General features: G+C 71.4%; 27 protein-coding genes, 3 tRNA genes and 1 pseudogene. 5 read left to right on the top strand and 26 right to left on the bottom strand.

Annotation, left to right across the window (positions count from 1 at the left end; genetic code table 11):
* Window positions 1-112: 112 nt before the first annotated feature.
* The 4 genes from ACZ7MF_RS02465 to ACZ7MF_RS02450 form a co-directional block, all read right to left on the bottom strand.
* Window positions 113-493, bottom strand: a complete 381-nt coding sequence (locus ACZ7MF_RS02465; RefSeq protein ID WP_471474059.1) for a DUF3291 domain-containing protein — start codon at window positions 491-493, stop codon at window positions 113-115.
* A gap of 35 nt (window positions 494-528) precedes the next feature.
* Window positions 529-2,037: an MFS transporter gene (locus ACZ7MF_RS02460; RefSeq protein WP_471474058.1), complete on the bottom strand. Its 1,509-nt coding sequence runs from the start codon at window positions 2,035-2,037 to the stop codon at window positions 529-531.
* Between the two features lie 111 nt (window positions 2,038-2,148).
* Window positions 2,149-2,721 (bottom strand): TetR/AcrR family transcriptional regulator, encoded by a 573-nt coding sequence (locus ACZ7MF_RS02455; protein ID WP_471474057.1) that lies wholly within the window; start codon window positions 2,719-2,721, stop codon window positions 2,149-2,151.
* A gap of 64 nt (window positions 2,722-2,785) precedes the next feature.
* Complete coding sequence (locus tag ACZ7MF_RS02450) at window positions 2,786-3,391, bottom strand: TetR family transcriptional regulator (protein ID WP_471474056.1); 606 nt, start codon at window positions 3,389-3,391, stop codon at window positions 2,786-2,788.
* A 64-nt stretch (window positions 3,392-3,455) separates the two neighbouring features.
* Here ACZ7MF_RS02450 and ACZ7MF_RS02445 point away from each other — a divergent pair, with 64 nt between their 5' ends.
* Window positions 3,456-4,289: a class I SAM-dependent methyltransferase gene (locus tag ACZ7MF_RS02445; protein WP_471474054.1), complete on the top strand. Its 834-nt coding sequence runs from the start codon at window positions 3,456-3,458 to the stop codon at window positions 4,287-4,289.
* A gap of 79 nt (window positions 4,290-4,368) precedes the next feature.
* Here the strand turns inward: ACZ7MF_RS02445 and ACZ7MF_RS02440 are convergent, their stop codons facing one another.
* The 5 genes from ACZ7MF_RS02440 to ACZ7MF_RS02420 all read right to left on the bottom strand — a co-directional run bounded on the left by ACZ7MF_RS02440 (window position 4,369) and on the right by ACZ7MF_RS02420 (window position 5,818).
* The gene (locus ACZ7MF_RS02440) at window positions 4,369-4,797 is read right to left on the bottom strand and encodes a MaoC family dehydratase (RefSeq protein ID WP_011029785.1); all 429 of its coding nucleotides are present in this window, start codon (window positions 4,795-4,797) and stop codon (window positions 4,369-4,371) included.
* A gap of 5 nt (window positions 4,798-4,802) precedes the next feature.
* A complete protein-coding gene (locus ACZ7MF_RS02435; RefSeq protein ID WP_115743674.1) occupies window positions 4,803-5,255 on the bottom strand; it encodes a MaoC family dehydratase N-terminal domain-containing protein in 453 nt (150 codons plus the stop codon).
* Between the two features lie 115 nt (window positions 5,256-5,370).
* A complete protein-coding gene (gene rpmG / locus ACZ7MF_RS02430; RefSeq protein WP_003948671.1) occupies window positions 5,371-5,535 on the bottom strand; it encodes a 50S ribosomal protein L33 in 165 nt (54 codons plus the stop codon).
* A gap of 91 nt (window positions 5,536-5,626) precedes the next feature.
* Window positions 5,627-5,699, bottom strand: a tRNA-Met gene (locus ACZ7MF_RS02425).
* 46 nt (window positions 5,700-5,745) lie between these two features.
* A tRNA-Thr gene (locus ACZ7MF_RS02420) sits at window positions 5,746-5,818 on the bottom strand.
* Window positions 5,819-6,053: 235 nt separating this feature from the next.
* Here ACZ7MF_RS02420 and ACZ7MF_RS02415 point away from each other — a divergent pair.
* Both ACZ7MF_RS02415 and ACZ7MF_RS02410 read left to right on the top strand, forming a co-directional pair.
* Window positions 6,054-7,358 carry an amidohydrolase family protein gene (locus ACZ7MF_RS02415; RefSeq protein ID WP_471474053.1) on the top strand — a complete coding sequence of 435 codons (1,305 nt, stop codon included), beginning with the start codon at window positions 6,054-6,056 and terminating at the stop codon, window positions 7,356-7,358.
* 120 nt (window positions 7,359-7,478) lie between these two features.
* Complete coding sequence (locus tag ACZ7MF_RS02410; RefSeq protein ID WP_471474052.1) at window positions 7,479-8,135, top strand: SDR family oxidoreductase; 657 nt, start codon at window positions 7,479-7,481, stop codon at window positions 8,133-8,135.
* 8 nt (window positions 8,136-8,143) lie between these two features.
* On the opposite strand, the gene ACZ7MF_RS02405 is transcribed toward ACZ7MF_RS02410, so the two are convergent.
* Together ACZ7MF_RS02405 and ACZ7MF_RS02400 are read right to left on the bottom strand one after the other, a co-directional pair.
* Window positions 8,144-8,356 carry a hypothetical protein gene (locus ACZ7MF_RS02405; RefSeq protein WP_471475172.1) on the bottom strand — a complete coding sequence of 71 codons (213 nt, stop codon included), beginning with the start codon at window positions 8,354-8,356 and terminating at the stop codon, window positions 8,144-8,146.
* 154 nt (window positions 8,357-8,510) lie between these two features.
* A tRNA-Tyr gene (locus ACZ7MF_RS02400) sits at window positions 8,511-8,592 on the bottom strand.
* A gap of 235 nt (window positions 8,593-8,827) precedes the next feature.
* Here ACZ7MF_RS02400 and ACZ7MF_RS02395 point away from each other — a divergent pair.
* Entirely contained in the window at window positions 8,828-9,316 is a 489-nt protein-coding gene (locus ACZ7MF_RS02395; RefSeq protein WP_059299986.1) for a YajQ family cyclic di-GMP-binding protein, read from the top strand.
* Window positions 9,317-9,424: 108 nt separating this feature from the next.
* Here ACZ7MF_RS02395 and ACZ7MF_RS02390 read toward each other — a convergent pair whose 3' ends face one another.
* Complete coding sequence (locus ACZ7MF_RS02390; protein WP_003974334.1) at window positions 9,425-9,691, bottom strand: GlsB/YeaQ/YmgE family stress response membrane protein; 267 nt, start codon at window positions 9,689-9,691, stop codon at window positions 9,425-9,427.
* 139 nt (window positions 9,692-9,830) lie between these two features.
* On the opposite strand from ACZ7MF_RS02390, the gene ACZ7MF_RS02385 reads away from it, so the two are divergent.
* Window positions 9,831-11,075: an APC family permease gene (locus ACZ7MF_RS02385; RefSeq protein WP_471474050.1), complete on the top strand. Its 1,245-nt coding sequence runs from the start codon at window positions 9,831-9,833 to the stop codon at window positions 11,073-11,075.
* Between the two features lie 12 nt (window positions 11,076-11,087).
* Here the strand turns inward: ACZ7MF_RS02385 and ACZ7MF_RS02380 are convergent, their stop codons facing one another.
* From ACZ7MF_RS02380 to ACZ7MF_RS02315, 14 genes and pseudogenes are all read right to left on the bottom strand, one after another.
* Complete coding sequence (locus ACZ7MF_RS02380) at window positions 11,088-11,681, bottom strand: SMI1/KNR4 family protein (protein WP_471474048.1); 594 nt, start codon at window positions 11,679-11,681, stop codon at window positions 11,088-11,090.
* A gap of 137 nt (window positions 11,682-11,818) precedes the next feature.
* Window positions 11,819-12,836 (bottom strand): annotated as a pseudogene (locus ACZ7MF_RS02375) (RNA-guided endonuclease InsQ/TnpB family protein).
* Between the two features lie 274 nt (window positions 12,837-13,110).
* Entirely contained in the window at window positions 13,111-13,527 is a 417-nt protein-coding gene (locus ACZ7MF_RS02370) for a YccF domain-containing protein (RefSeq protein ID WP_356855309.1), read from the bottom strand.
* Complete coding sequence (gene htpX / locus ACZ7MF_RS02365; RefSeq protein ID WP_361010086.1) at window positions 13,524-14,387, bottom strand: zinc metalloprotease HtpX; 864 nt, start codon at window positions 14,385-14,387, stop codon at window positions 13,524-13,526. The genes ACZ7MF_RS02370 and htpX overlap by 4 nt, the downstream gene beginning before the upstream one ends.
* A 223-nt stretch (window positions 14,388-14,610) precedes the next feature.
* Window positions 14,611-16,158, bottom strand: coding sequence for an NADH-quinone oxidoreductase subunit N (locus tag ACZ7MF_RS02360; protein WP_471474047.1), 1,548 nt, complete (start codon window positions 16,156-16,158; stop codon window positions 14,611-14,613).
* Entirely contained in the window at window positions 16,155-17,759 is a 1,605-nt protein-coding gene (locus tag ACZ7MF_RS02355; protein WP_471474045.1) for an NADH-quinone oxidoreductase subunit M, read from the bottom strand. The genes ACZ7MF_RS02360 and ACZ7MF_RS02355 overlap by 4 nt, the downstream gene beginning before the upstream one ends.
* 6 nt (window positions 17,760-17,765) lie before the next feature.
* The gene (locus ACZ7MF_RS02350) at window positions 17,766-19,760 is read right to left on the bottom strand and encodes an NADH-quinone oxidoreductase subunit 5 family protein (RefSeq protein ID WP_471474044.1); all 1,995 of its coding nucleotides are present in this window, start codon (window positions 19,758-19,760) and stop codon (window positions 17,766-17,768) included.
* Window positions 19,757-20,149 (bottom strand): NADH-quinone oxidoreductase subunit NuoK, encoded by a 393-nt coding sequence (nuoK, locus tag ACZ7MF_RS02345; protein ID WP_011029757.1) that lies wholly within the window; start codon window positions 20,147-20,149, stop codon window positions 19,757-19,759. The genes ACZ7MF_RS02350 and nuoK overlap by 4 nt, the downstream gene beginning before the upstream one ends.
* The gene (locus tag ACZ7MF_RS02340) at window positions 20,149-20,742 is read right to left on the bottom strand and encodes an NADH-quinone oxidoreductase subunit J family protein (RefSeq protein ID WP_471474042.1); all 594 of its coding nucleotides are present in this window, start codon (window positions 20,740-20,742) and stop codon (window positions 20,149-20,151) included. The genes nuoK and ACZ7MF_RS02340 overlap by 1 nt, the downstream gene beginning before the upstream one ends.
* Window positions 20,739-21,335 carry a NuoI/complex I 23 kDa subunit family protein gene (locus ACZ7MF_RS02335; RefSeq protein WP_471474041.1) on the bottom strand — a complete coding sequence of 199 codons (597 nt, stop codon included), beginning with the start codon at window positions 21,333-21,335 and terminating at the stop codon, window positions 20,739-20,741. Before ACZ7MF_RS02335 ends, ACZ7MF_RS02340 begins: the two co-directional genes overlap by 4 nt.
* Window positions 21,335-22,303 (bottom strand): complex I subunit 1/NuoH family protein, encoded by a 969-nt coding sequence (locus ACZ7MF_RS02330; protein ID WP_471474040.1) that lies wholly within the window; start codon window positions 22,301-22,303, stop codon window positions 21,335-21,337. The genes ACZ7MF_RS02335 and ACZ7MF_RS02330 overlap by 1 nt, the downstream gene beginning before the upstream one ends.
* Entirely contained in the window at window positions 22,300-23,610 is a 1,311-nt protein-coding gene (locus ACZ7MF_RS02325) for an NADH-quinone oxidoreductase subunit C (RefSeq protein WP_471474038.1), read from the bottom strand. The genes ACZ7MF_RS02330 and ACZ7MF_RS02325 overlap by 4 nt, the downstream gene beginning before the upstream one ends.
* A complete protein-coding gene (locus tag ACZ7MF_RS02320) occupies window positions 23,607-24,293 on the bottom strand; it encodes an NADH-quinone oxidoreductase subunit B (protein WP_471474037.1) in 687 nt (228 codons plus the stop codon). Before ACZ7MF_RS02320 ends, ACZ7MF_RS02325 begins: the two co-directional genes overlap by 4 nt.
* On the bottom strand, window positions 24,284-24,724 hold the full coding sequence (locus ACZ7MF_RS02315) for an NADH-quinone oxidoreductase subunit A (RefSeq protein WP_471474036.1): 441 nt from the start codon (window positions 24,722-24,724) through the stop codon (window positions 24,284-24,286). Before ACZ7MF_RS02315 ends, ACZ7MF_RS02320 begins: the two co-directional genes overlap by 10 nt.
* Between the last annotated feature and the right edge of the window lie 162 nt (window positions 24,725-24,886).

Here is a 24,886-nt window from a genome sequence, read left to right as displayed (position 1 = left end):
CTCAAGACTACGAGACGGCACCGACAGGACCGGGCAGCGGGAAACGCACGCACCCGGCGACGCCCCGACCGGTGGGGCCGGGGCGTCGCCGGGGGTGCGTGCGGGTGCGTCCTCACGTCAGGCGCCTGCGCACCTCCGCCCAGCTCACCGGGAGCTCGTCGCTCGACGCCGGCCAGGAGGCGAACTTCGCGTCCCGCATCTGCGCCGACAGCCCGCGGGAGGCCGGTGCGTGGGTGCCGGAGCGGGCGAAGGTCTTGAGGGCCTCGGGCGACTCCCAGGCGGAGAGCGTCCAGAAGGTCCGTTTGAAGGGTTCCGCCTTCAGTGAGGCGCCGTACGCTCCGGGCGCGCTGCCGACCTGCCGCCACACGCCCGGCGTGCGCGCCAGGAACTTCAGCGCTCCCCACAGGGTGCGGGTCTCGAAGCGGGAGGCGAAGACGTGCACCTCGGTGGCGCGGGGAGGCTCGTTCGGCACGGTCCAGGGGAGGGTGGGCATGGCGTGCTCCTCTCGTGTGCTGTGTCGTCGGGCCGTCAGTGCTGGGGGGTCGGTGCCGTCGGTGCCGTCGGTGCCGTCGTGGCGAGGGCCGGTTCCGTCGCCGGTTCGGTCGTCGGCTCCGTCTTCGGCCCGGCCGTGGGGCCCTGGCCCCCGGTGCGGCGGCGGCCCGGGATCGCCAGGGCCGCCATGCCGCCCAGGGCCACCACCGCGGCGCCCACGGCGATCGCGGGCCGCAGTCCGTCCACGAAGGTCTGCGCGGACTCGTAGCCGCCCTGCGCCGCGAAGATGGACGACATGACCGCGATGCCGAGCGCGCCGCCCACCTCGCGCAGTGCGTTGTTGGCGCCGGAGGCGATGCCCTGCTCCTTCGCGGCGACGCTGGACATCACCAGGGCGGAGGCGGGCGCGAAGTAGAGGGCCATGCCGATACCGCTGATGATCAGACCGGGCAGCTGGACCGCGTAGGAGGCGTCGGCCGTGATCACGGAGGCCAGGTAGCCGAGACCGGCCGCCTGGAGGAAGAGTCCGGTCGCGACGACCGGGCGGCCTCCGATCCGGTCCGAGAGGATGCCGGCGATCGGCGCGACCAGCATCGGCATGCCGGTCCAGGGGAGCATGCGCAGGCCCGCCTCGGTGGGCGAGTAGCCGAGGACGCCCTGCATGTACTGGCTCAGGAGGAAGATCGAGCCGAACATGCCCAGGAACATCAGCAGGCTCGCCGCGTTGACTCCCGTGAAGGCACGGGAGCGGAACAGCCGCATGGGGAGCATGGGGTTCCGGGCACGGGTGCTGTAGAGGACGAAGCCGGCGAGCAGCGCGGCCCCGGCGAACAGGGCGGTCAGCACCACGGAGCCGGTCCAGCCGTCCACGGGTCCGCGGACCAGGCCGTAGACGATGCCGAAGAGTCCGCCGCTGGCGAGCAGGGTGCCGGGTAGGTCGAGCGGGGCGCCGGTGCCGTGCGACTCGGCGAGGCGGAGGCGGGCGAGGGGCAGCAGGGCCAGGCCCAGCGGAACGTTCAGCCAGAAGATCCACTGCCACGAGATGTGCTCGGTGAGACTCCCGCCGACCAGCGGACCGGAGGCCACGGCGAGTCCGTTGACGGCCCCCCAGATGCCGTACGCCATCCCGCGGCGTTCGGCGGGTACCGCGGCCGTGAGCAGGGTCAGCGTCAGCGGCATCATGATCGCCGCGCCGACGCCCTGCACCGCGCGGGCGGCGATGAGCGAGTCGATGCCGGGCGCCATGGCCGCGGCGGCGGACGCCCCGGTGAAGACGGTGAGGCCGACCAGGAAGAGCCTGCGGCGGCCGAAGCGGTCGCCGAGTGCCGCGCCGAACATCAGAAGGACGGCGAAGGTGAGCGTGTAGGCGCTCACGGTCCATTCCAGGTCGTGCAGCGCGCCGCCCAGGTCCTCGCGGATGGAGGGCAGGGCGGTGGTGACGACGAGGTTGTCCAGGGCCGCCATGAAGCCGGCGACGCTGGTGATGACGAGGGCCCAGACCGCTCCCCCGCCGCGGGTGTTCCGACGTGCTCCTTGCTGTGACATCTCTCCCCCAGAGGGTGTGCACTGCCGTGATGTGGTTAGTTATTGATGACTAACTTTGTGGGGCGTGCAGAACCGGCACAGGACCGCTCCCGCATGTTTCCCCGCGCGCCGCTACGCGTCTTCCGGGCCGGGCTTGGCCTGCCCCGACTCGTAGATACCGCCGTAGACGCGGTGCCCCGGCGGGAACCCCATGCCGACCAGGGTGTTGATCAGCATGCCGTAGGCCAGGAAGGTCGTCGTCTGACCGATGTCCGCCCCCAGCGGCAGGTGCACGGTGTCCCAGATCTCGAGCCAGCCCTTGCGCACCATCTCGCCGAACTCGTGATCCCCGGCCGCCTCGGCGGCGGCGACGGTGACGTACACCTGCAACTGCATCTGGAGCTTCTCGGGATGGTCCGCGATCAGCTGCGAGTAGGCCTCGGCCATGGCGTGCAGAGCCTCTTCACCGTGCAGGCCCTCGGACGCCTTTTCGAAGACCTCGCGGGTGTCCCGCAGGCAACGCTCCGCCACCGCGAGGAAGATCGCCTTCTTGCCCGGGAAGAGACGGAAGAGGTACGGCTGGGAGACTCCCACCCGCTTGGCGATGACGTCCGTGGACGTGCCGTGGTAGCCACCCCGGGCGAACTCGCTCGTCGCCGCGCGGATGACGCTCTCGCGCCGCTCCTCTGCGCTCATCCTGACCATGCAAGTAAGTTAGTGCTCAATCACTAACTTCGTCAAGGCGATACGCACGGCAGGCGGTGGATCGTCAGCGCGGGCGTCGCTGCACGACGCCGGCGAGCACCGTGTCGACCAGCTTGCCGACGGCCGCCGCGGCCGGCGGGCGGCCGGGATCGCGGTCCGCGAACAGCAGATGTCCCCCTCCGACGAGGGAGAGGGTGAGCGAGTCGATGTCGGCGTCGGCCGAGATGCGACCCCTCGCGCGCTCCTCGGTCAGGTAGCCGGAGACCGCGGCCGTGACCTGGGCGAGGATCGCGATACCGCCACCGGGCATGGCCTGCCGCAGCCGCGCGCGCAACTCGTCCCGGAAGGTGATGAGCGGAATGATCGCCACGGGGACCGGTCCGAACAGGGTGGTCAGCGCGCCGGTGAGGTTGTCCGCCACGGTGCCGGAGCCCACGGCCTCCCGCAGCGCCAGCGCCTGCGCGTCGAGCCGCGCGGCCCGGTCGAGTACAAGTTCGGCGAGGAAGGCGTCGAAGTCGGTGAAGTGCCGGTGCAGGACGCCTTTGGCGCAGCCCGCCTCGTCCGTGACGGCCCGGCTGGTCAGCCCGTTCGGGCCGTCCCGCAGAAGCACGCGTTCGGCGGCGTCGAACAGCTGCTGCCGCGCGTCGCGGAGGTGCACTCCCGTCGGCACTCGCGGATCCTCTCTCGCCTGCTCACTCATTGGCTTGTGGGCGCTCGCCCACTAAAGTGAACGCATGCCCACTCTATCCTCTCCGGAGCAGCCGGAGCCGCAGGAGCCGACACCGCCGCATCAGGCCCGGCAGACGGCCGAGTCCTTCGGCACCGACGCGCAGCGCTACGACCGGGCCCGACCGCCCTACCCCGACGCCCTGGTGGCGCGTGTCGTCGCGGGGAGTCCGGGGCCCGACGTCCTCGACGTCGGCTGCGGCACGGGCATCGCGGCCCGCCAGTTCCAGGCCGTCGGCTGCGCCGTACTCGGGGTCGAGCCGGACGCGCGGATGGCCGATTGCGCCCGGGGCCGCGGACTGCCGGTCGAGGTGGCGGCCTTCGAGGCCTGGGAGCCAGCCGACCGAACCTTCGACACGGTGATCGCCGCCCAGTCGTGGCACTGGGTGGACCCGGCCGTCGGCGCCGTGAAGGCGGCCCAGGTACTGCGCCCGGACGGGCGCCTGGCAATCTTCGGGCACGTGTTCGAGCCACCGGCCGAAGTGGCCGAGCCGTTCGCGGCCGCCTACCGTCGGGCGGCACCCGAATCGCCGTTCAGCGGTCAGCCGGCGCGACGTCCGCTGGAGACGTACCTGGCGGGGTACGCGCAGATCGCCGACCGGATCCGCGAGTCCGGGCGGTTCCACGAACCGGAGCAGTGGCGGTTCGACTGGGAGCGGTCGTACACGCGCGACCAGTGGCTGGAGCTGCTCCCCACCACCGGCGGCCTCACCCGGCTCCGCCCCGGTCAACTGGCCGGAATCCTGGACGCGGTGGGCCGCGCGGTCGACGCCCTGGGCGGCCGCTTCACGATGCGGTACACGACGCTGGCGACCACGGCGGCACGCGCCGGCACCCGCTGACCCGCTCCCCCTGGACCGGCCAGCACCGGCCAGGACCGGCCCGGCCAGGGGGTCGGCGCTGGGGCCGGGAGACGGCTGGTCAGCCCAGTCGTACGACCGCGCGGGACATGCCGAGGACCTTCTGGCCGGCGCTGGTGGCCGTGAGGTCGACACGGACGGTGTTGTCGTCGAGCTTGGCCGCCACCTTGCCGCTGACCTCGATCACGGCACCCCGGTCGTCGTTCGGGACGACGACGGGCCTGGTGAAGCGGACGCCGTACTCCACGACCGCGCCCGGGTCGCCGGTCCAGTCGGTGACCACCCGGATCGCCTCGGCCATGGTGAACATGCCGTGCGCGATGACGTCCGGCAGACCCACCTCCTTGGCGAACCTCTCGTTCCAGTGGATCGGGTTGAAGTCTCCGGAGGCGCCCGCGTACCGCACGAGCGTGGCGCGGTCCACGGGGAAGCTCTGGGCAGGCAGTTCGGTGCCGACCTCGACATCGCTGTATGCGATCTTCGACTGCATCGCGCTCACGCCTCCTCGGCCGCGCGGGCCACGAGTTTGGTCCAGGCGGTCACGACGTGCTCGCCGGCCTCGTCGTGGACCTCGCCACGGATGTCCAGGATGTCGTTGCCGGCCATCGACTTGATCGCCTCGATGGTCGAGGTGACCGTGAGCCGGTCACCGGCCCGGACCGGGCGGGCGTAGGCGAACTTCTGGTCGCCGTGCACCACGCGGCTGTAGTCCAGCCCGAGCTGCGGGTCCTCGATGACCTGACCGGCCGCCTTGAACGTGATGGAGAACACGAAGGTCGGCGGGGCGATCACATCCGGATGCCCGAGCGCCTTGGCGGCCTCGGCGTCGGTGTACGCCGGGTTGGCGTCCCCCACCGCCTCCGCGAACTCGCGAATCTTCTCCCGGCCCACCTCATAGGGCGCGGTGGGCGGATAGCTCCGCCCCACGAACGACTGGTCGAGCGCCATGGGCTCGCAACCTCCTGCTGCTGCTCTTCGTAGCGGTGCCGACGAATGCCTGTGACAACGACACGAGGCCGCCCCCAGACCTCGGGGACGACCTCGTGTACGAGCCTGTTCTGTTCTATCGCGTTTCGCGGTGCGCGGTGTGCGCGTTGCAACGCGGGCAGTGCTTCTTCATCTCCAGTCGGTCCGGGTTGTTACGCCGGTTCTTCTTGGTGATGTAGTTCCGCTCCTTGCACTCCACGCAGGCCAGCGTGATCTTCGGGCGGACGTCGGTGGCAGCCACGTGAGTGCACTCCTTGACGAACGGATTGATGGTATTAACGCAAGAAAGAGTAGCCGATTGAAGGACCGACCCCGCAATCGGCTACTGAGAGTAGCGGTGACCGGACTTGAACCGGTGACACAGCGATTATGAGCCGCTTGCTCTACCGACTGAGCTACACCGCTGTGATGCGATCGGGCCCCGCCTCGCGACGGGAACCTCTCACACCAGAGCCCCAAAACGGAATCGAACCGTTGACCTTCTCCTTACCATGGAGACGCTCTGCCGACTGAGCTATTGGGGCGAGCGATGAAGACATTACACGGTCGCCCGCCGTTCGCCCAAATCCGTTTCGCCGACCCTGTCCCGTCCCGTCCCGACCGCACAGCGGGGCGGCCCGACCGCGTGGACGGCAGCGGGACGGCGCCGGTACGACTATTGCGCTCCTCCGCGCCACGGGCTGATCACCGTCCTAGGCTCGACTCACTCTGCGTGATCTTGCGTCCCCCACTGCGCAGCCCCGAGCCCAGAGGAGCGCGATGCCCGACAGCCAGCCGCAGCCGCCCCACTCGCCCTCCCCCTCGGACCCCGCCGACCGCGGCTCGCTCCTGCTCTCCGGGGCGCGGCTCACCGACGGCCGGACCGTGGACGTACGGCTCCACGGCGGACGCATCGAGGCGGTCGGCACGGCCGGCAGCCTGACCCCGGGCCGCGCGTCCGGCCCCGGCGGCCACCTTGACCTGGGCGGCTACCTGCTCCTGCCCGCCCCGGCCGATCCCCACGTCCACGCCGACACGGCACTCACGGCCGACGTCCCCGGCCCCGTCTCCTACGCCCCCGAGGACGTCCAGCGCCGGGCCACCGAGGCCGCCCTGCTCCAGCTGGCCCACGGCGCCACCGCGCTGCGGGCGCACGTGCGGGTGGGCGACGTCGCCGGCCTGGGTGCGCTGACCGCCGTACTGCGGACCCGGCGCTCCCTGCGCGGCCTCGCCGAACTGAGCGCGGTGGCGATGCCGAGGGTGCTGACCGGGGCGGCCGGTGCCGACGGGCTCGCGATACTGCGGGACGCGGTCAAGATGGGCGCGGACGTGGTGGGCGGGTGTCCTGACCTGGACCCCGATCCGGCGGGGTACGTGGAGACGGTCCTGGAGGTCGCCGCCGAGCACGGCTGCCCGGTCGACCTGCACACCGACGCCGCCGACCCGGCGCGGCTGGCCCGGCTGGCGGCCACGGCGGGCGGGTTGCGCCCGGGGGTCGCCATCGGCCCCTGCGACGGCCTGGGCCGGCTGCCCGCCGAGGCGGCCTCCCGGGCCGCGGACCAGCTCGCGGCGGCCGGTGTGACGGTGGTCTGCCTGCCGCAGGGCGCCTGCGGGACGGTGGACCACCCCGACGGCACGGCTCCGGTACGGCTGCTGCGGGCGGCCGGGGTGCGGGTCGCCGCCGGGAGCGGCGCACTGCGGGACGTGTCCAACCCGGTCGGGCGCGGCGACCCCTTGGAGGCGGCGTACCTGCTGGCCTCCCGGCACGGGCTGCGCCCCGAGGAGGCGTACGACGCGGTGAGCGCGGCGGCGCGGTCGGCCCTCGGCCTGCCGGAGGTGCGGGTGGAGGCGGGCTTCCCGGCCGAACTGGTCGCCGTACGCGGGGACCGGCTGGCGGGCGCGCTGTCGCTGGCGTACAGCCGGATCGTCGTGCACCGGGGGCGCGTGGTGGCGCGGACCAGCGCGGTACGGGAGTACGGCGACTCGACCACCGCGTCCGACCTGGGGCTGCCGCGGCAGGGGGGTGCGGGGCGGGGACGGCGCGACGGGCGCGGCGGACCTGGCCGGCGTGGGGACACGGGCTGAGGATGGCCGGGGCTGAGGATGGCCGGGGCGGAGGATGAGCGGGCGGAGGGCGGACGACCCGGTGGCGGGGTGGCCGAAGCCGTGCGGCGCGGGTGGTCGTCGGGGCGTACGGTCGAAGGCATGCGCATTGTCATCGCTGGTGGTCATGGTCAGATCGCGCTGCGGCTGGAGCGGTTGCTCGCCGCGCGCGGTGACGAGGTGGCGGGCATCGTCCGCAAGGCGGAGCAGGCCGACGATCTGCGTGCGGCGGGCGCCGAACCGGTCGTGCTGGACCTGGAGTCGGCCTCGGTCGAGGAGGTGGCGGAGCGGCTGCGGGGCGCGGACGCGGTGGTCTTCGCGGCGGGAGCGGGGCCCGGCAGCGGGGTGGCCCGCAAGGACACGGTGGACAAGGCGGCGGCGGTCCTCTTCGCGGACGCGGCGGTCCGGGCCGGCGTCCGGCGCTTCGTGATCGTGTCGTCCATGGGCGCCGACCCGGCGCACCGGGGGGACGAGATCTTCGACGTCTACCTGCGCGCCAAGGGCGAGGCGGACGCGTACGTCCGCTCACTGGACGCCTTGGACTGGACGATCCTGCGCCCCGGCGCCCTGACCGACGACGCGGGCACGGGCCTGGTGCGTCTGGAGGCACACACCGGCCGCGGCCCCGTTCCGCGCGACGACGTCGCCGCGGTCCTGGCCGAACTGGTCGACACCCCGGCCACGAACGGCCTGACCCTGGAGCTGATCAGCGGCTCGGCGCCCGTGTCGGTGGCGGTGAAGTCGGTGGCCGGGAACTGAGGGCACGGCTAGAAGAGGGGCAGCTGTCCGGGGAAGTCGGGGACGACGTATCCGTCCAAGGACGGCTGCGCCGCCCCGAGTTGCGCCGACCTGCGCGAGCCCGGACAGGACACCAGCTCACCGCTCCCCCGGGCGCCGGGGGGATCGTGGCGCGCGTACCGCCCCGCGACGACGGCGATCTCGCGACGGCACTCCGGGCAGGTTCTGCGACGGGAGGACAAGGTCATACCGCCAGTCTGCCCGCCCGGCCGACACCCCGAGCCGCGCCCACGGCGCTTCGTCAACGGGCGGGGAACGCCGAGGTCTCGTGAGCCCGTGAACGACGAAAGGGTCTGTGATCAGCATTGCTGCTGATCACAGACCCTTTCGGTCGTGTGGCGGCGCCAGGATTCGAACCTGGGAAGGCTGAGCCGGCAGATTTACAGTCTGCTCCCTTTGGCCGCTCGGGCACACCGCCGGGGTTTGCTGCTCGTCGAACCGCTCTTCGGCGGCGCTCCGTGGCAACGACGTAAACAATACCTGATGTGGAGGGGTGCTTCGCCACCCGATTGATCGCCGCTCGGATCGCGGCGGGTGGCTAGGCTTGTCCGGATGCGGCCGAGGACCCCGCGGGGCCCGGCGGCCGCCGACGTATGCCGGTACGGACCCGATACGCGGCCCGACACGCACCCAGATACAAGGAGCCACAGGACATGGCCGACTCCAGTTTCGACATCGTCTCGAAGGTCGAGCGGCAGGAGGTCGACAACGCCCTCAACCAGGCCGCCAAGGAGATCTCGCAGCGCTACGACTTCAAGGGCGTGGGCGCCTCGATCTCGTGGTCCGGGGAGAAGATCCTCATGGAGGCCAACTCCGAGGACCGGGTGACCGCGGTCCTCGACGTCTTCCAGTCCAAGCTGATCAAGCGCGGCATCTCGCTCAAGGCTCTGGACGCGGGCGAGCCCCAGCTCTCCGGCAAGGAGTACAAGATCTTCGCGTCGATCGAGGAGGGCATTTCCCAGGAGAACGCGAAGAAGGTGGCCAAGCTCATCCGCGACGAGGGCCCCAAGGGCGTGAAGGCCCAGGTGCAGGGCGAGGAGCTGCGGGTCTCCTCGAAGAGCCGGGACGATCTGCAGACCGTGATCGCTCTGCTGAAGGGCCAGGACTTCGACTTCGCGCTGCAGTTCGTCAACTACCGGTGAACTGCTGAGCAGGCGACGCGGTGGCTCGGTGGCGCGTAGGCCTTCGTTGACGGAAAAGGGTGGGCACCCCGACGGTGCCCACCCTTTCTCGTCCGGTCCGCGCGTATGTCAGTCGCGGGAGTTGCCGAACAGGAGCCGGTAGGCGACCAGGAGCACCAGCGAACCGCCGATCGCCGCCGCCCAGGTGGCGCCGTCGTAGAAGTCCTTGCTGATCGGGTGGTCCAGCCAGCGGGCCGATATCCAGCCGCCGAGGAAGGCGCCCGCGATGCCGATGAGGGTGGTGCCGATGAGCCCTCCGGGGTCGCGGCCCGGCAGCAGGAACTTGGCGATGGCTCCGGCCAACAGTCCGAGGATGATCCAGCTGATGACGGTCATGCCGTGACCCTGCCCTTTCTTCCTGTGCCCACACTGTGCCAGTGCTGCGGGCCCGTTCCTCCGCGGTGTTCATGTCCTCTTGGTGGCGAGGACGTTCCGACCGCGCCGGGTGGTTGCGCTGATCAGTAGGGTGCGACCCATGACACCTGCGGGTTCGGAGCTGCGTCGCACTCTTGGCCTGGGCGACGCCGTCGTCGTGGGACTCGGTTCCATGATCGGCGCCGGAATCTTCGCCGCCCTGGCACCGGCCGCCCACGCCGCCGGCCCGGGCCTGCTCCTCGCCCTCGCCGCGGCAGCCGTCGTCGCGTACTGCAATGCCACGTCGTCGGCCCGGCTGGCCGCCCGGTATCCGGCCTCGGGCGGCACCTACGTCTACGGACGTGAACGGCTCGGGGAGTTCTGGGGCTATCTCGCGGGCTGGTCCTTCATCGTCGGGAAGACGGCCTCCTGCGCTGCCATGGCGCTCACCGTGGGCGCGTACGTCTGGCCGGAGCAGGCGCACACCGTGGCGGTCGCCGCCGTGGTGGCGCTGACCGCGGTGAACTACGGCGGCATGCAGAAGTCCGCCTGGCTGACGCGGGTGATCGTGGCGGTGGTTCTCGCTGTCCTCGCTTCCGTGGTGGTGGGGTGTCTCGGGTCCGGGCGGTCCGACGCCGGACGGCTGGACATCGGCTTGTCGGGCGGAGCGGGCGGGGTCCTTCAGGGGGCCGGCCTGCTGTTCTTCGCGTTCGCGGGGTATGCGCGGATCGCGACCCTCGGTGAGGAGGTTCGGGACCCGCGGCGCACCATTCCGCGGGCGATCCCTCTGGCGCTGGGCCTCACCCTGGCGGTGTACGGGTGTGTCGCGGTCGCTGTCCTTTCCGTGCTGGGTCCGGTCGGTCTGGGGCAGGCGACGGCGCCCCTGGCCGACGCGGTACGGGCGGCCGGCCTGCCGGGGCTGGTGCCCCTCGTGCGGGCGGGCGCCGCCGTGGCCGCGCTGGGCTCGCTGCTGGCGTTGATCCTGGGCGTTTCCCGGACGACGCTGGCCATGGCCAGGGACCGTCATCTGCCCCGGGCGCTGGCCGCGGTGCACCCGCGTTTCCAGGTGCCGCACCGGGCGGAGCTGGCCGTGGGCGCGGTGGTCGCGGTCCTGGCGGCGACGGTGGACGTGCGTGGGGCGATCGGCTTCTCCTCCTTCGGTGTGCTGGCGTACTACGCGGTGGCCAACGCGTCGGCCTGGACGCTCGACCCGTCGAGGCTGTCGCGGGTCGTACCGGTGCTGGGGCTGATCGGATGCGTGGTGCTCGCGTTCTCGCTTCCGGCGGTGTCGGTCGTGGTGGGTGTGGGTGTACTGGCCGTGGGTGTGGTGGCGTACGGGGTGCGGGGGCAGCAAGTCCCGCGGTGAACGGCAGTTGCCTCAGGACGCCTGTGCGGGCGACGTGCCGGTCGGGGCGGCCCGTCTTCCGGTGCGGAGGGCGAGGGCGGTCCACGGGGTCGGTTCCGGGCCCTCGTGGGACTCCTCGTACCAGCCCGTGCCCTCGAGCCAGGTGCGCAACCAGCCGGCGAGGCTCGGGGCGTCGACGTACCAGGCATGGTCGGCGTCGCCCGCGTTGGGCTCGAAGAGGAGGACGGTGGCCTCGGGGGAGCGGCAGTCGACGCACGCGTACATCGCGCAACCCCAGTGGGATATGGGCAGGACGCCCTCGGGCCAGGGCCAGTCGGGGTCCTTCGCACCGCTGTCCCGGTTGGCCAGGTACTGGGCGACGGCGGCGGGCTCGCCCGAGGGTGCGTTGTCGAGCAGCGGCAACAGGCCGTATTCCGGGCCGAATCCGCCGTCTCCTATGCGCAGGTACAGCTCGGCGAGCAGTGCGGGGAGAGGGAAGCCCAGGGCGGCCTCGGCGCGGTCCGGCGCCTCCGCGTCCACGGGCTCGGGCAGGGAACCCCAGCCCCACGGTCGAGTGCTCCGCGCCTTGGCGGCGACCCTTTCCAGCAACTGCTCGCTCTCGGTCATGGATTCATGATGCAGGCCGCCACCGACATCCGGTCGGGCCTGTGGACAACCGTCAACTTGACCCGGTCCTGAAGGACCGGGCTTGGAGGTAGTGCCCAGCCGGCTGCTGGGTGGGCTCCTCCGTCCAGACACTCCCTTTACGGGGTGGCAGGGACGCGTGACTCACGCCCCGCGTTCCACACGCTCTCGCCACGGGTGGCGATGTTGTGGGAAGCGTTCCGGTCGGCGTGGGCAACGACCCCGCACCCCCGGCAGATGAAAAGCCCCTGGTCGACACGGTTGCGCTTGTCGTGGCCGCACTCGGCGCACTGCTGCGACGTGTATGCGGGATCAACGAAAACCAGGGGCACGCCCGCCCTCTTGGCCTTGTAGACGAGGAATTCTCCGAGCTGGGCGAAGGCCCAGGAGTGGAGCGCGACCCGTTGGGGCTTACGGAGCCGTACCCGGTTGCGGATTCCCTTGAGTTCTTCCAGGGAGATCCCGCGCCCGGTGCGTTCAACCTCGGTCACGATCGTCTTGGCTATGACGTGGTTGGTGTTCTTGACGCGCCGCTGTTCGCGGCGGGAGCGCTCCTTGAGTCGCCGTTTGGCGGACTTGGTTCGCTTCTTCTGCAGCTTCCGCCGCAGGGTGAGCGGTCGCTTGCGGTAGCGGTTGAGGCAGCGTCCGGCGGCCTGGTAGCCGGTGGACGCGGTGGCGATGTTGACGATGTCGAGGTCCACGCCGATGAAGCCGTCCGGCTCGTACCGCTCGGCCTCGGGCACCTCACGGGTGGCGATCAGGTAGAACACGCCGTCGCGCTCGACCAGGTCTGCCTCGCCCTTGCGGTACTTGCGGAGCATCGTGAGCGCGTCGGCGGAGCAGACGAAGCGGACGTTCTTGAGGCGCCCGGCAGTTGTCCAGACGGACACGGTTTGCGCGTCGTACTGCCAGGACAGGCACCGATCGTCGTACGGCTGCGCGGCCTCGGGCCGGAACGTGACCGGCTTGGCCTCCACCTTGCGTCGGCGACCCGGGCTTGCCGTAGTTCCCGGCCCGCATATTGGCGTGCAGTGTCGTGTACGCGTCGCGAACCTTCTTTACCGCGCGCAGGGTGCGCTCGAGCACGGATGCCTGCACGGCATCCGGCACGAGCTTGACCTGCGTCACGACCTTCACGATCACCGAGCGTAGACACCCGCACCACCCTCCACCACACGTTCCCCACCCACCACCCCATCGAGTGACACCCCACCCCCGGGATCGCATCCGTCCCGCCCCGAAAGAGCGAGACCCGGCCGCTGCGCCGCCGGACACACACAGCGACACCGCGGCGCCGCGCGCCGCGGTGCACGAGGATGCGATTCCTCCCGGGGCTAAAGCCCCGGGGTTCCTCGCAAGAATGAGCGAAGGTGTGGACAACGAGGGCCACGAAGGCCCATGAAGGCCCCCTTTACCAACCGGTCCGCTGCGTCGCTGCCGCGGCGGTGAACGGCTGGTCCGTGCGCACGATCTCGCGGCCCAGCGGGAGCAGTGAGACGGGGATCAGCTTGAAGTTGGCGATGCCGAGCGGGATGCCGATGATCGTGACGCACAGCGCGATGCCGGTGACGATGTGGCCGAGGGCCAGCCACCAGCCGGCGAGGACGAGCCACAGCACGTTCCCGACGCAGGAGGGTGCTCCGGCGCCGCGCCGCTCGACCGTGGTGTATCCGAAGGGCCACAACGCGTAGACGCCGATGCGGAAGGCCGCTATGCCGAAGGGGATGCCGATGATCGTGATGCAGAGGAGCGCGCCCGCGAGCAGGTAGCCGAGGAACAGCCAGAAGCCGCTGAGCACGAGCCAAATGACGTTGAGAATGGTCTTCACTGCTGACGACCTGCCATCTTTTCGAGTCGGGCGATTCGCTCCGCCATGGGCGGATGGGTGGAGAACATTTTCGAGAGCCCCTGTCCCGGGCGGAAGGGATTGGCGATCATCATGTGGCTGGCCGTCTCGAGCCGGGGCTCCGGGGGCAGCGGAAGCTGCTTGGTGCCGAGTTCCAGTTTCCGCAGGGCGCCGGCCAGGGCGAGCGGGTCGCCGGTCAGCTGGGCGCCGGACGCGTCGGCCTCGTACTCCCGGGAGCGGCTGATCGCCAGTTGGATGACGGTGGCGGCGAGCGGTCCGAGCAGCATGATGAGGAGCATGCCCAGCAGACCGGGTCCGTCATCGTCGTTGGACCGTCCTACGGGGATCAGCCAGGCGAAGTTGACCAGGAACATGATCACCGAGGCGAGGGCGCCGGCGACGGAGGAGATCAGGATGTCGCGGTTGTAGACGTGGCTCAGTTCGTGCCCGATGACGCCGCGCAGTTCGCGCTCGTCCAGCAGGCGCATGATGCCCTCGGTGCAGCACACGGCCGCGTTGCGCGGGTTGCGGCCGGTCGCGAAGGCGTTCGGGGCGTCCGTCGGCGAGATGTACAGGCGGGGCATCGGCTGTCGGGCCTGGGTGGAGAGCTCGCGGACCATGCGGTACAGCGCCGGGGCCTCGAACTCGCTGACCGGGCGCGCACGCATCGCGCGCAGGGCGAGTCTGTCGCTGTTCCAGTACGCGTACGCGTTGGTGCCCAGGGCGACGAGGACGGCGACGACGAGCCCCGCTCGGCCGAAGAAGCTGCCGATGACGATGATGAGCGCGGACAGTCCCCCGAGGAGTACTGCGGTCCTGAGCCCGTTGTGCCGGCGGTGCACGGTACGCCCTCCAAGTCGTGCAGCAGGGGAACCCTTTGCTTGCTGGTCTCGCTCGCTGTGGCTGCTTCCTGGTCTCCGGTGCCACCGGTGCCGTGGTGACACGTCCAGTGGACCCTTCCGTACTGGTCAACGCCAGGCGAGGGCCACCAGTTCCCCGGCGCCCGGCGCGGGGCGTGTGGTCCGTACGGGTGACGGCCGCGGCGGGCGGCCCGCGCGGCTGCGTTCAGAAGAGCCCGGTGTCGGCGAAGCGCAGGATCAGCTGGGGTGCTCCGGAGAGGGCGACGGCGAGGACCGCTGTCACGGTGATCGCGGCCGTGAGGGGGGCGGGGGCGCGGTGACCGGCGGTCGCGTCCTCGGGGGCCCGGAACAGGAGCGCCGTCCATTGGAGGTAGTAGAAGAGCGCGATCACGACGTTGACGGCCATGACGACGGCCAGCCAGCCGAGTCCGGCGTCGACGGCCGCGGAGAAGACCGTGACCTTGGCGAAGAGGCCGATGATGCCGGGCGGCAGTCCGGCGAGGCAGAGCAGGAAGAAGGCCAGGAGCAGGGCGGTGAGGGGGTTGGACGCGTACAGGCCGCGGTAGTCCGCCACGCGGTTCAGCGCCTTCGTGCGGCCGACGAGCGCGGCCACCGCGAAGGCCCCCAGGTTCACCGCGGCGTACATGAGGGCGTAGGCGACGGTGGAGCCGATGGAGTGTTCGGGGTCGTCCGAGTACGCGGCGGCGGCGATCGGCACCAGGAGGTAGCCGGCCTGGCCGACGGACGACCAGGCGAGCAGGCGTACCGCGCTGTACGCGCGCGTGGCCTGTTGCCTCAGGGCCCCGACGTTGCCGACCGTCATGGTGAGCGCGGCCAGTGCCGCGAGGGCGGGTCCCCAGACGTCGGCGTAGGACGGCAGGGCGACGACGGTGACCAGGATGAGGCCGGAGAAGCCGACCGCCTTGCCGATCACGGACAGGTAGGCCGCGATCGGCAGGGGGGCGCCCACATAGGTGTCGGGCACCCAGAAGTGGAAGGGGACGGCGGCCGTCTTGAAGGCGAAGCCGACGAGGGTGAGGACGACGCCGGTCTGGGCGAGGGTGGTGAACTGCCCGTCGACGTGCTGGATGCGGTCCGCCACCTGGGTGAGGTAGAGGGTGCCGGTGGTGGCGTATACGAAGCTGATGCCCATGAGGCTGACCGCGGTCGCGGTGACCGAGGACAGGAAGAACTTCAGGGCCGCTTCGGAGGACCTGCGGTCGCCCTGCCGGAGGCCGACGAGGGCGAAGGCGGGCAGGGAGGCGACCTCCAGGGCGACGATCAGGGTCGCGAGGTCTCGGGAGGCGGGCAGGAGGGCGGCGCCGGCCGCGGAGGAGAGCAGCAGGAACCAGAACTCGCCCTCCGGAAGCCCCCGGTCCTCCTTCACCGCGGTGACGGACAGGAGGGCGGTCAGCAGGGCGCCGCCGAGGACCAGGAACTGGATGGCGAGGGTGAAGGTGTCCGCGGTGTAGCTGCAGGCGCCGGGCTCGCCCGTCAGGCAGAACGTCGAGCGGTCGTCGTTGACGAGCGGCAGCAGCATGAGGGCGGAGGCGGCGAGTCCGGCGACCGAGACCCAGCCGAGCAGGCTCTTGCGGGCGTCCTTGACGAACAGGTCGGTGACGAGGACGACGAGTCCCACGACCGCCGTGATGGTGGGCGGCGCGATGGCGAGCCAGTCGACGGACTGGACGAGGTTCTGGGCCAGTGGCTGCGCCAGGACCGCCTCGGCGAGGGGCTGGGCCGAGGAGCTCATCGGGTGCCTCCTGAGAGGAGCTGCTGCACGGCCGGGTCGGTCAGCCCGAGGAGGGTCCTGGGCCACAGTCCGGCGACGACGGTGAGGACGACGAGCGGCGTCCAGGCGGCGAACTCGTAGGTGCGCACGTCGGCGAGCTTCGGCTGCGGGACGTCCTGCGGTACGGCGCCCATGCAGACGCGGCGGACCACGATCAGCATGTACGCGGCGGTCAGCAGGGTGCCGAAGGCGGCGATCGCCATGAAGGTGAGGAAGGCGGGGCGGCTGAGGTCGTCGTGCGGGTCGAAGGCGCCGAACAGGGCCAGCATCTCGCCCCAGAACCCGGCCAGGCCGGGCAGGCCGAGCGAGGCGACCGCGGCGAAGGCGAGCAGTCCGCCCAGGCGCGGTGCCTTGCCGTACAGGGCGTGGCCGGACCCCTCGGCGAGGGTGTCGAGGTCGGTCGTTCCGGTCCGGTCCTTGAGCGCGCCGACCACGAAGAAGAGCAGGCCGGTGATCAGCCCGTGGGCGATGTTGGCGAAGAGGGCGCCGTTGACGCCGGTCGGGGTCATGGTCGCGACGCCGAGCAGGACGAAGCCCATGTGGCCGACGGAGGAGTAGGCGATGAGGCGCTTGAGATCGCCCTTCGCGCCCTTTCTGGCGAGGGCCAGGCAGGCCAGGGAGCCGTAGATGATGCCGACGACGGCGAAGGCGGCGAGGTAGGGCGCGAAGGTGCGGAAGCCGTCCGGCGCGACCGGGAGCAGGATGCGGACGAAACCGTACGTGCCCATCTTCAGCAGGACGCCGGCCAGCAGGACCGAGCCGACGGTCGGCGCGGCGGTGTGGGCGTCGGGCAGCCAGCTGTGCAGCGGCCACATCGGGGTCTTCACCGCGAGCCCGAGCCCGATCGCCAGAACGGCGATGACCTGCACGGATGTGGTCAGCGACCGGCCGTTGTCAGTGGCGAGTGCCACCATGTCGAATGTGCCCGCCGTGATTCCGACGAGGAGCAGGCCGAGCAGCATGACGACGGAGCCGAGGAGCGTGAAGAGGATGAATTTCCAGGCGGCCCCGGCCCGTCCCTCGCCGCCCCAGCGGGCGATGAGGAAGTACATCGGGATGAGGACCATCTCGAAGGCGAGGAAGAAGAGGATCAGGTCGAGGACGGCGAAGGTCGCGAGGGTGCCGGACTCGAGGACGAGCAGCAGCGCGACGAATGCCTTCGGGTTCGGGCCCGGGGGCCGCGGCGTCAGCCGGTCGTGTCGCTGCTTGAAGTACGAGTAGAGCGCGCAGAGGAAGGTCAGCAGCGCGGTCAGGACGAGCAGGGGGAGGGAGATGCCGTCGATGCCGAGGTGGATGCGTACGTCGAGTGCGGGGATCCAGCTGATGTCCGTGCTGGCCTGCATCTTCGACGGATGGTCGTGGTCGAAGCCGAGCACGAGGACGATCGCCGCGAGGAGGACGGCGCCGGTGACGGTGACGCCGTGCCGGAGCACGGCCTGCTCGGGCGACTTTCCCTTCAGTCCGGGCGGGGCCGGCAGAAGAGCGGCGACGGCACCGAGGAGCGGGCCGACGACGAGGAACGCGAGAAGGACCTGCATCACGGACTCGTTGATATCGATCACGTCTGCTCACGCTCCCGCGGCGACGAGGACGGCGGCGACCGCGAGGACGACGGTGCCGGCGAGCAGCGCGCTCACATAGGTCTGCACATTGCCGGTCTGGGCACGTCGTACGGCGGCCCCGAGCAGGCGGGGCAGGACGCCCGCCGCGCGTACGTAGGTGTCGACGACCTCGCGGTCGAGGAACCGGACGAGGCTTGCGCCTGCCTGGACCGGGCGGACGAAGAGGGTCGCGTAGACCGCGTCCAGGTGAAAGCCCGCGGCCGCGTGCCGGTGCACCGGGCCCAGCAGGAGCCGTCCGGGATCCGACGGGTCGGGCGCGGAGGCCAGGTCTCCGTAGGCGGCCCGGTGGGCGGCGATCGCCTCGGCCTCCACCAGGCCGGCGTCGCCCTCGGGATGGGCCGCGACGGCGCCCAGCGGGGTCCGGTCGGCGAGCGCCGTGGTGTGCCGCCAGGCGGCGTAGGTGACGATGCCGCCGACCAGGGCCACGCCCGTGCCGAGCACGGAGGTGGTGAGGGTCGGGGTGAGGTCCTGGCCGTCGAACCAGTCGGGCAGCAGGCGGAAGGCGAGTCCGCCCAGTGCGAGTGAGGGGAGGGCGAGCACCCAGAGCACGGCGTTCATGACCAGCGGCTGCCTGCCGTGGTCGGGGGCCTCGGCGCCTCGGCCGCGGAAGGCCAGCAGCCACAGGCGGGTCGCGTAGGCGGCGGTGAGCAGGGCCGTGATCAGGCCGGCGACGAGCACGGTCCAGCCCGCGGCGCCGGGCGCGTGCTCGGTGTGGCCGGTGGCGACGTGCTCCGCGGCGCCGAGGACGGACTCCTTGGAGAAGAAGCCGCTGAAGGGCGGGATCGCGGCGAGCGCGAGCAGGGCCACGGTCATCGTCCAGTAGGCGTCCGGGACGCGGTCGCGCAGGCCACGCATCCGGGACATGGCAGCCAGCGAGTTGGTGCCGGCGGCGTGGATGATCACGCCGGCGGCGAGGAACAGCAGCGCCTTGAAGGCGCCGTGGGAGACGAGGTGGAAGACGGCGGCACCCCGGTCGCCCGTGGCGAGGGCGCCGGTCATGTAGCCGAGCTGTCCGATCGTCGAGTAGGCGAGGACGCGTTTGATGTCGTCCTGGGCCAGGGCGGCGAGCGCGGAGCCGAGCATCGTGACGGCGGCCATGACGGCGAGGACGACCATCGCGGCCCGCGAGGCCTCGAAGAGCGGAAGGAGCCGGGCGACGAAGTACACACCGGCGGCGACCATCGTCGCGGCGTGGATCAGCGCGGAGACGGGCGTCGGGCCCGCCATCGCGTCGGGAAGCCACGTGTGCAGCGGGAACTGCGCCGACTTGCCCGCGACTCCGGCGAGGAGCAGCAGCGCGATCAGCGTCGGGTGGTCGAGCGAGCCGCTCGCGACCGCTCCGAGGATCTTGGTGATGCGGAAGGAGCCTGCCTCGGTGGCCAGCGCCAGCAGACCGATCAGGAAGGGGACGTCGCCGAGCTTGGTGACCAGGAAGGCCTTGAGGGAGGCGGCGCGCGCCTCCGGAGTCTCCCAGTAGTGGCCGACCAGGAAGTACGAGCAGATGCCCATGACTTCCCAGCCGACCAGCAGCACCATCAGGTCGCCGGAGTAGACGACGAGGAACATGGCGGAGGTGAACAGGGAGACGAGAGCGGCGTACGAGGCGTAGCGCGGGTCGTCGCGCAGGTAACCCGTGGAGTAGATCTGCACGCAGGTCGCGACGGTGCCGACCAGGACGGCGACGAGGGCGGCGAAGCCGTCGATGTGCAGGGCGAGTTCGACGGGGACCGAACCGGTGGGCGTCAGCTCGGTGACGGCGTCGAGGGCCCGGCCGCCGCCCTGACGCGCCGCGACGAGTACGGCGAGGACGAGGGCAGCCAACGTCGGCAGGACGGCGAGGGGGCGGACGAAACCAGGGGCCGACCGGCCCAGGAGAAGACCGGCGGCTGCCCCGAGGAAGGGAAGGAGGGGGACGAGTACGGCGAGGGTGGTCGTGGTCACGCGGTGGCCTCAGCCTTCTCGGCGGCCGTCCCGGTCGCGGGAGTGTCGGTGTCGGGGCCGTCCGGCTCGTGGCCCTCGGCGGTGTCGCGGAGCTTGTCGATGTCCGAGGTGCCGCGGTTGCGGTGGACGGCGAGGACGATCGCCAGGCCTATGCCGATCTCGGCGGCCGCGATGGCGATCGTGAACAGGGTCAGGGCCTGGCCGGAGTGCAGGGTCTCCTCGGCGGCCCTGCTGAGCCAGACGTCGAAGGCGACCAGGTTGAGGTTGACGGCGTTGAGCATCAGCTCGACCGACATCAGGACCAGGATCGCGTTGCGGCGGGCGAGGACGCCGTAGAGACCCGTGCAGAAGAGGAGGGCGGAGAGGACGGCGGGATAGGCGAGGTGCATCAGCGGACACCGCCCGTCCGGGAGGTTCCGGGCCGGGACGCTTCGTCGGCGCGGGCCGCCTTGGCCTTGCGGGACAGGACGATGGCGCCGACCAGGGCGGCGAGGAGGAGGACGGAGAGGGCCTCGAAGGGGAGGACCCAGTTCTGGAACAGGCTGGCACCGGTGACGGCGGTGGAGCCCGCGGCCGGGCCGTCCAGGTCGATCCAGGTGGTGCGGAAGGCGTCGACGACGACCCACACCAGGGCCGCCGCGGAGGCCACCGCCACGGTGAGGGCGGCCCAGCGGTTGCCGGAGTCGGCGTCGGGCGACCGGCCGATGGGCGCCCTGGTGAGCATCAGCCCGAACAGGATGAGGACCACGACGGCACCGACGTAGATGAGGACCTGGACCCAGGCGATGAACTCCGCGGTGAGCAGGAGGTATTCGACGGCGAGGCCACCGAGGGCCACCACCAGCCACAGGGCCGCGTGGACGAGCTGACGGGTGGTCACGGTTGCGACGGCGGCTCCGAAGGTGACCACGCCAACGAGGAGGAAGGCGATCTCGACGCCGGTCGGGGAGAGGAAGCCGTGGGATGCGGCGGCGAGGGTCATGTCCGGTCCTCCTGCCCGGGCTGGCCCGGCTGCCCGGGCTGGTCCGGCTGCCCCGGGTGGTCCGGCTGCTGCTGCGCGGCCAGCTTGTCGGCGGCCTTGCGGGCGGCGGCGAGTTCCTTGGGCTCCTCCGCGCCGGGATCCAGGGCGGGCGGAGCCGGCACGGTCCACATCCACTCGCGGAGCTTGTCGCGCTCGTGGGTGAGGTCGCGGATGTCGGTCTCGGCGTACTCGAACTCCGGGGACCAGAACAGGGCGTCGAAAGGACAGACCTCGATGCAGATGCCGCAGTACATGCACAGGGCGAAGTCGATGGCGAAGCGGTCGAGGACGTTGCGGCTGCGGTCGCGCCCGCCGGGGGTGGCCGCCGGGACCGTCTCCTTGTGGGAGTCGATGTAGATGCACCAGTCGGGGCACTCACGGGCGCACAGCATGCAGACCGTGCAATTCTCCTCGAACAGGCCGATCACGCCGCGGGTACGGGGCGGCAGCTCCGGCTGGGCGTCCGGGTACTGCTCGGTGACGGTCTTCCGCGTCATCGTGCGCAGCGTGACGGCCAGGCCCTTGGCCAGGCCGCTGCCGGGGACGGGGGCCATTACGCGATCACCACCTTGACGATGCCGGTGAGGGCGATCTGGGCGAGGGAGAGGGGGACGAGGAGCGTCCAGGACAGTTTCTGGAGCTGGTCCTCGCGCAGGCGCGGGTAGGTCACGCGCAGCCAGATCACGACGAAGGCGAGGACGGCCGCCTTGAGCAGGGTCCACACCCAGCCGAGGCCGTCCTCGCCCCAGGGGCCGTGCCAGCCGCCCAGGAAGAGGACGGTGGTCAGACCGCACAGAACGACGATTCCGGCGTACTCGGCGAGGAGGAACAGGGCGAAGCGCAGGCCGGTGTACTCGGTGTAGGCACCGAAGATGATCTCCGAGTCGGCGACCGGCATGTCGAACGGGGGCCGCTGCAGTTCGGCGAGCCCGGCGACGAAGAAGACGATCGCGCCGACGATCTGCCAGGGCAGCCACCACCACTCGAAGGCGTCGAGGATGCCGACGAGAGAAACCGTGCCGGCCGCCATGGCGACGGAGGCCGCGGTCAGCAGCATCGGGAGTTCGTACGCGAGGAGCTGGGCGGCGGTGCGCAGGCCGCCGAGGAGGGAGAACTTGTTGGCCGAGGACCAGCCGGCCATCAGCGAGCCGAGGACGCCCACGCCCATGACGGCGAGGACGAAGAAGACGCCCGCGTCGACGACCTGACCGACCGCGCCCTCTCCGGGCCCGACCGGGATGGCCAGGAGAACCAGGAGGTACGGCAGCAGGGCCACCGCCGGAGCGAGCTGAAAGATACGGCGGTCCGCGTCCGCGGGGACCACGTCCTCCTTCTGCGCGAACTTCACGCCGTCCGCGACGAGCTGGGCCCAGCCGTGGAAACCACCCGCGTACATCGGGCCCAGGCGGCCCTGCATGTGGGCCATCACCTTGTGCTCGGTCTGGCCGACTATCAGGGGGAACGCGAGGAAGACGACGAAGACGACCAGAAGGCGCAGGGTGACGTCGAGCGCGTCGTTCACTGCCGGCCTCCTGGAGGGTTGGGTGGGTTCGGGGGGTTACGGGGAGCGTCGGTGTCGCCCGGGGCGTCCGACTCCGTTTTCGGTGACTCGGTGGACGCCTCCGGCTCCTCCGCCGCCTCTGCCGCCTCCGGCTCCCCTGCCGCGTCGGGGTCGTCGGGTTCGTCGGGCTCGTCGAACGCCGGGCGGGCGTGGTGCCAGGGGGCATCCGCGCTGCGCGGTGTCGAGGGCTCCGGCTTCGGGGCCGGTTCCTCCGCGGGCGGGGAGGTGGTGCCGTCGCCGCCCCGTGGGGCGCTGCCGGAACCCGCGTCGTCCGGCTCCCCGGCGGCGGAGACCCCCCGCCGGCTTGCCGAGCCCTGCGACGCACTCCGGCTGCGCCGGGCCCGGGTGTCGGTGACCTCCTCCTGCCCGGCAGTCGTGTCGGCGGTGGGCCCGTCCGTCGGACCGGCCGCCCGCTGGGAGGCCGACCCCTGGCTCGCACTGCGCGACCGCCGCGGCGCCGGTCCGGTCGTGGGTGCGGTCGACGGCTCGTCGGCCGGGGAGGTCTGGCCGACCGAGCCTTCGGCCGCAGTGCGGGAGCGGCGCGGCGCGGCCGTGGCCTCGGGGCCGGGAGCCGTCTGGCCGACGGAGCCCTCGGCCGCCGTACGGGTCCGGCGAGCCGGGCGTTCGCCTGCGCCGCGGACCGGGCGCTCCCCCGCCGCCCGCCCCGCACCGCGTGCCGGGCGGGCCGGAGCGGGCGGCAGCTGGCCCTTCAGCGGGCCCCACTCGTTGGGGTCGGGGACGCCCGGCGGCAGCATCTGGCGGCGACGGGGACCGCCGTGCTCGGACTCGCCGGGCTCCTTGGCCCCGGGCCAGGCCTTGGCGACGCGTGCGGCGAGGACGAAGTCCTTCCGCAGCGGGTGGCCCTCGAAGCCCTCCGGAAGGAGCAGGTGGTCCAGCGCGGGGTGGTCCTCGAAGGCGACACCGAACATCTCGTGGGTCTCGCGCTCGTGCCAGGCCGCGCCCGCGTACACCCCGACGGCGCTGGGCAGGGCCGGGGCGTCGTGCGGGACGGTCGTGCGCAGCAGCAGCCTGCGTACCGGTCCCAGCGCCGCGACATGTGCGGCGACTCGAAAGCCGGTGCCGGGTTCGTCGACCGCGCTCAGCCAGTCGAAGTACGTGCAGCCCAGCCGGTCACGCGCCGTCTCCAGGGCGGTGATCCAGGAGGCGGGCGGCACGTCGACGGTCAGGAGGTCGTACGACTCCTCCGCCGTGGCGTCCGTGCCGAAGAGCTCCTCGGCGCCGACGGGCAGCCAGCCGACCGCCGTCATCGGCCTCGCCCCGCATCCGAGTCCGAGCCCGAGGCCGAGTCCGAGCCCGAGCCCGAGGCCGAGTCCGAGCCCGCGGCCGGAGCCGAGTCCGAGCCCGGCGGTCGTACCAGGCCGCTCTGCAGCGCGGCCGTCGACGGCCGGGGCGAGACGCCGTACCGCTCCCCCAGGGACTCCCGCGCGATCTTCTCCTGGAGCTTGAGGATCCCCTGGAGCAGCGCCTCGGGACGCGGCGGGCAGCCGGGCACGTAGACGTCGACGGGGATGATCTGGTCGACGCCCTTCGTCACGGAGTAGGAGTCCCAGTAAGGGCCGCCGCAGTTGGAGCAGGCGCCGAAGGAGATGACGTACTTCGGCTCGGGCATCTGCTCGTACAGGCGCTTGACGGCCGGTGCCATCTTGTCGGTCACCGTGCCCGAGACGACCATCAGGTCGGCCTGGCGGGGGCCGGGCGCGAACGGGATGACACCGAGGCGGATGAAGTCGTGGCGGGCCATCGACGCGGCGATGAACTCGATCGCGCAGCAGGCGAGGCCGAAGTTGAACACCCAGAGCGAGTACCGGCGGCCCCAGTTCAGGACGACCTTCATCGGCTCCGGGGCGAGGCGGGCGAGCGTGCCCAGCCTCTTGGGCTCGGGGAGCGGCACGGGTGCGGGGTCGGCGGGTTCGCCGGGGTTCACGTCCACGACAGGACGCCCTTCTTGTATGCGTACAACAGACCCACGGCCAGGAAGCCGAGGAAGATGAACATCTCCACCAGGGTCGTGGCCCCGTAACCAGGGTCGGCGAAGACCGTGGCCCAGGGGAAGAGGAAGATCGAGTCGACCGCGAAGATGACGTAGAGGAACGCGTAGACGTAGTAGCGGACCTGGGTGTGCGCCCAGCCCTCCCCCACGGGGTCGACGCCGCATTCGTAGGTGAGCAGCTTCTCGGGCGTCGGGACCACCGGTCGCAGCAGTCGCCCGGCACCGAAGGCCACGGCGACGAAGAGCACCCCCACGACGGCGAGCAGGCCAACAACCGAGTAGGACTGGAAGTAGTCCGCGGCGAGCCCGACGGTCGCATCGGCGGTGGTCACGGCGTCGGCGGTCGCTTCACCGGCGGTCGGTTCCGGCACGTGCGCCCCTCGCTCCCTGTCGTGAACCTCGTGAACGCTGCTGTTCGACGATCCGTACGCACGGGAGTCTAGAGCCTGATAAAGGGACGGTAAGCAGCCCGTCGCACCTTGAGACGCGGGGGTGGGGTTTTCCTCAGTGCATCCCGGCGGTCCACCTCATGG

The sequence above is a fragment of the Streptomyces sp. NPDC111628 genome (assembly GCF_055635195.1).
This window is presented reverse-complemented; position numbering and strand designations above follow the sequence as displayed.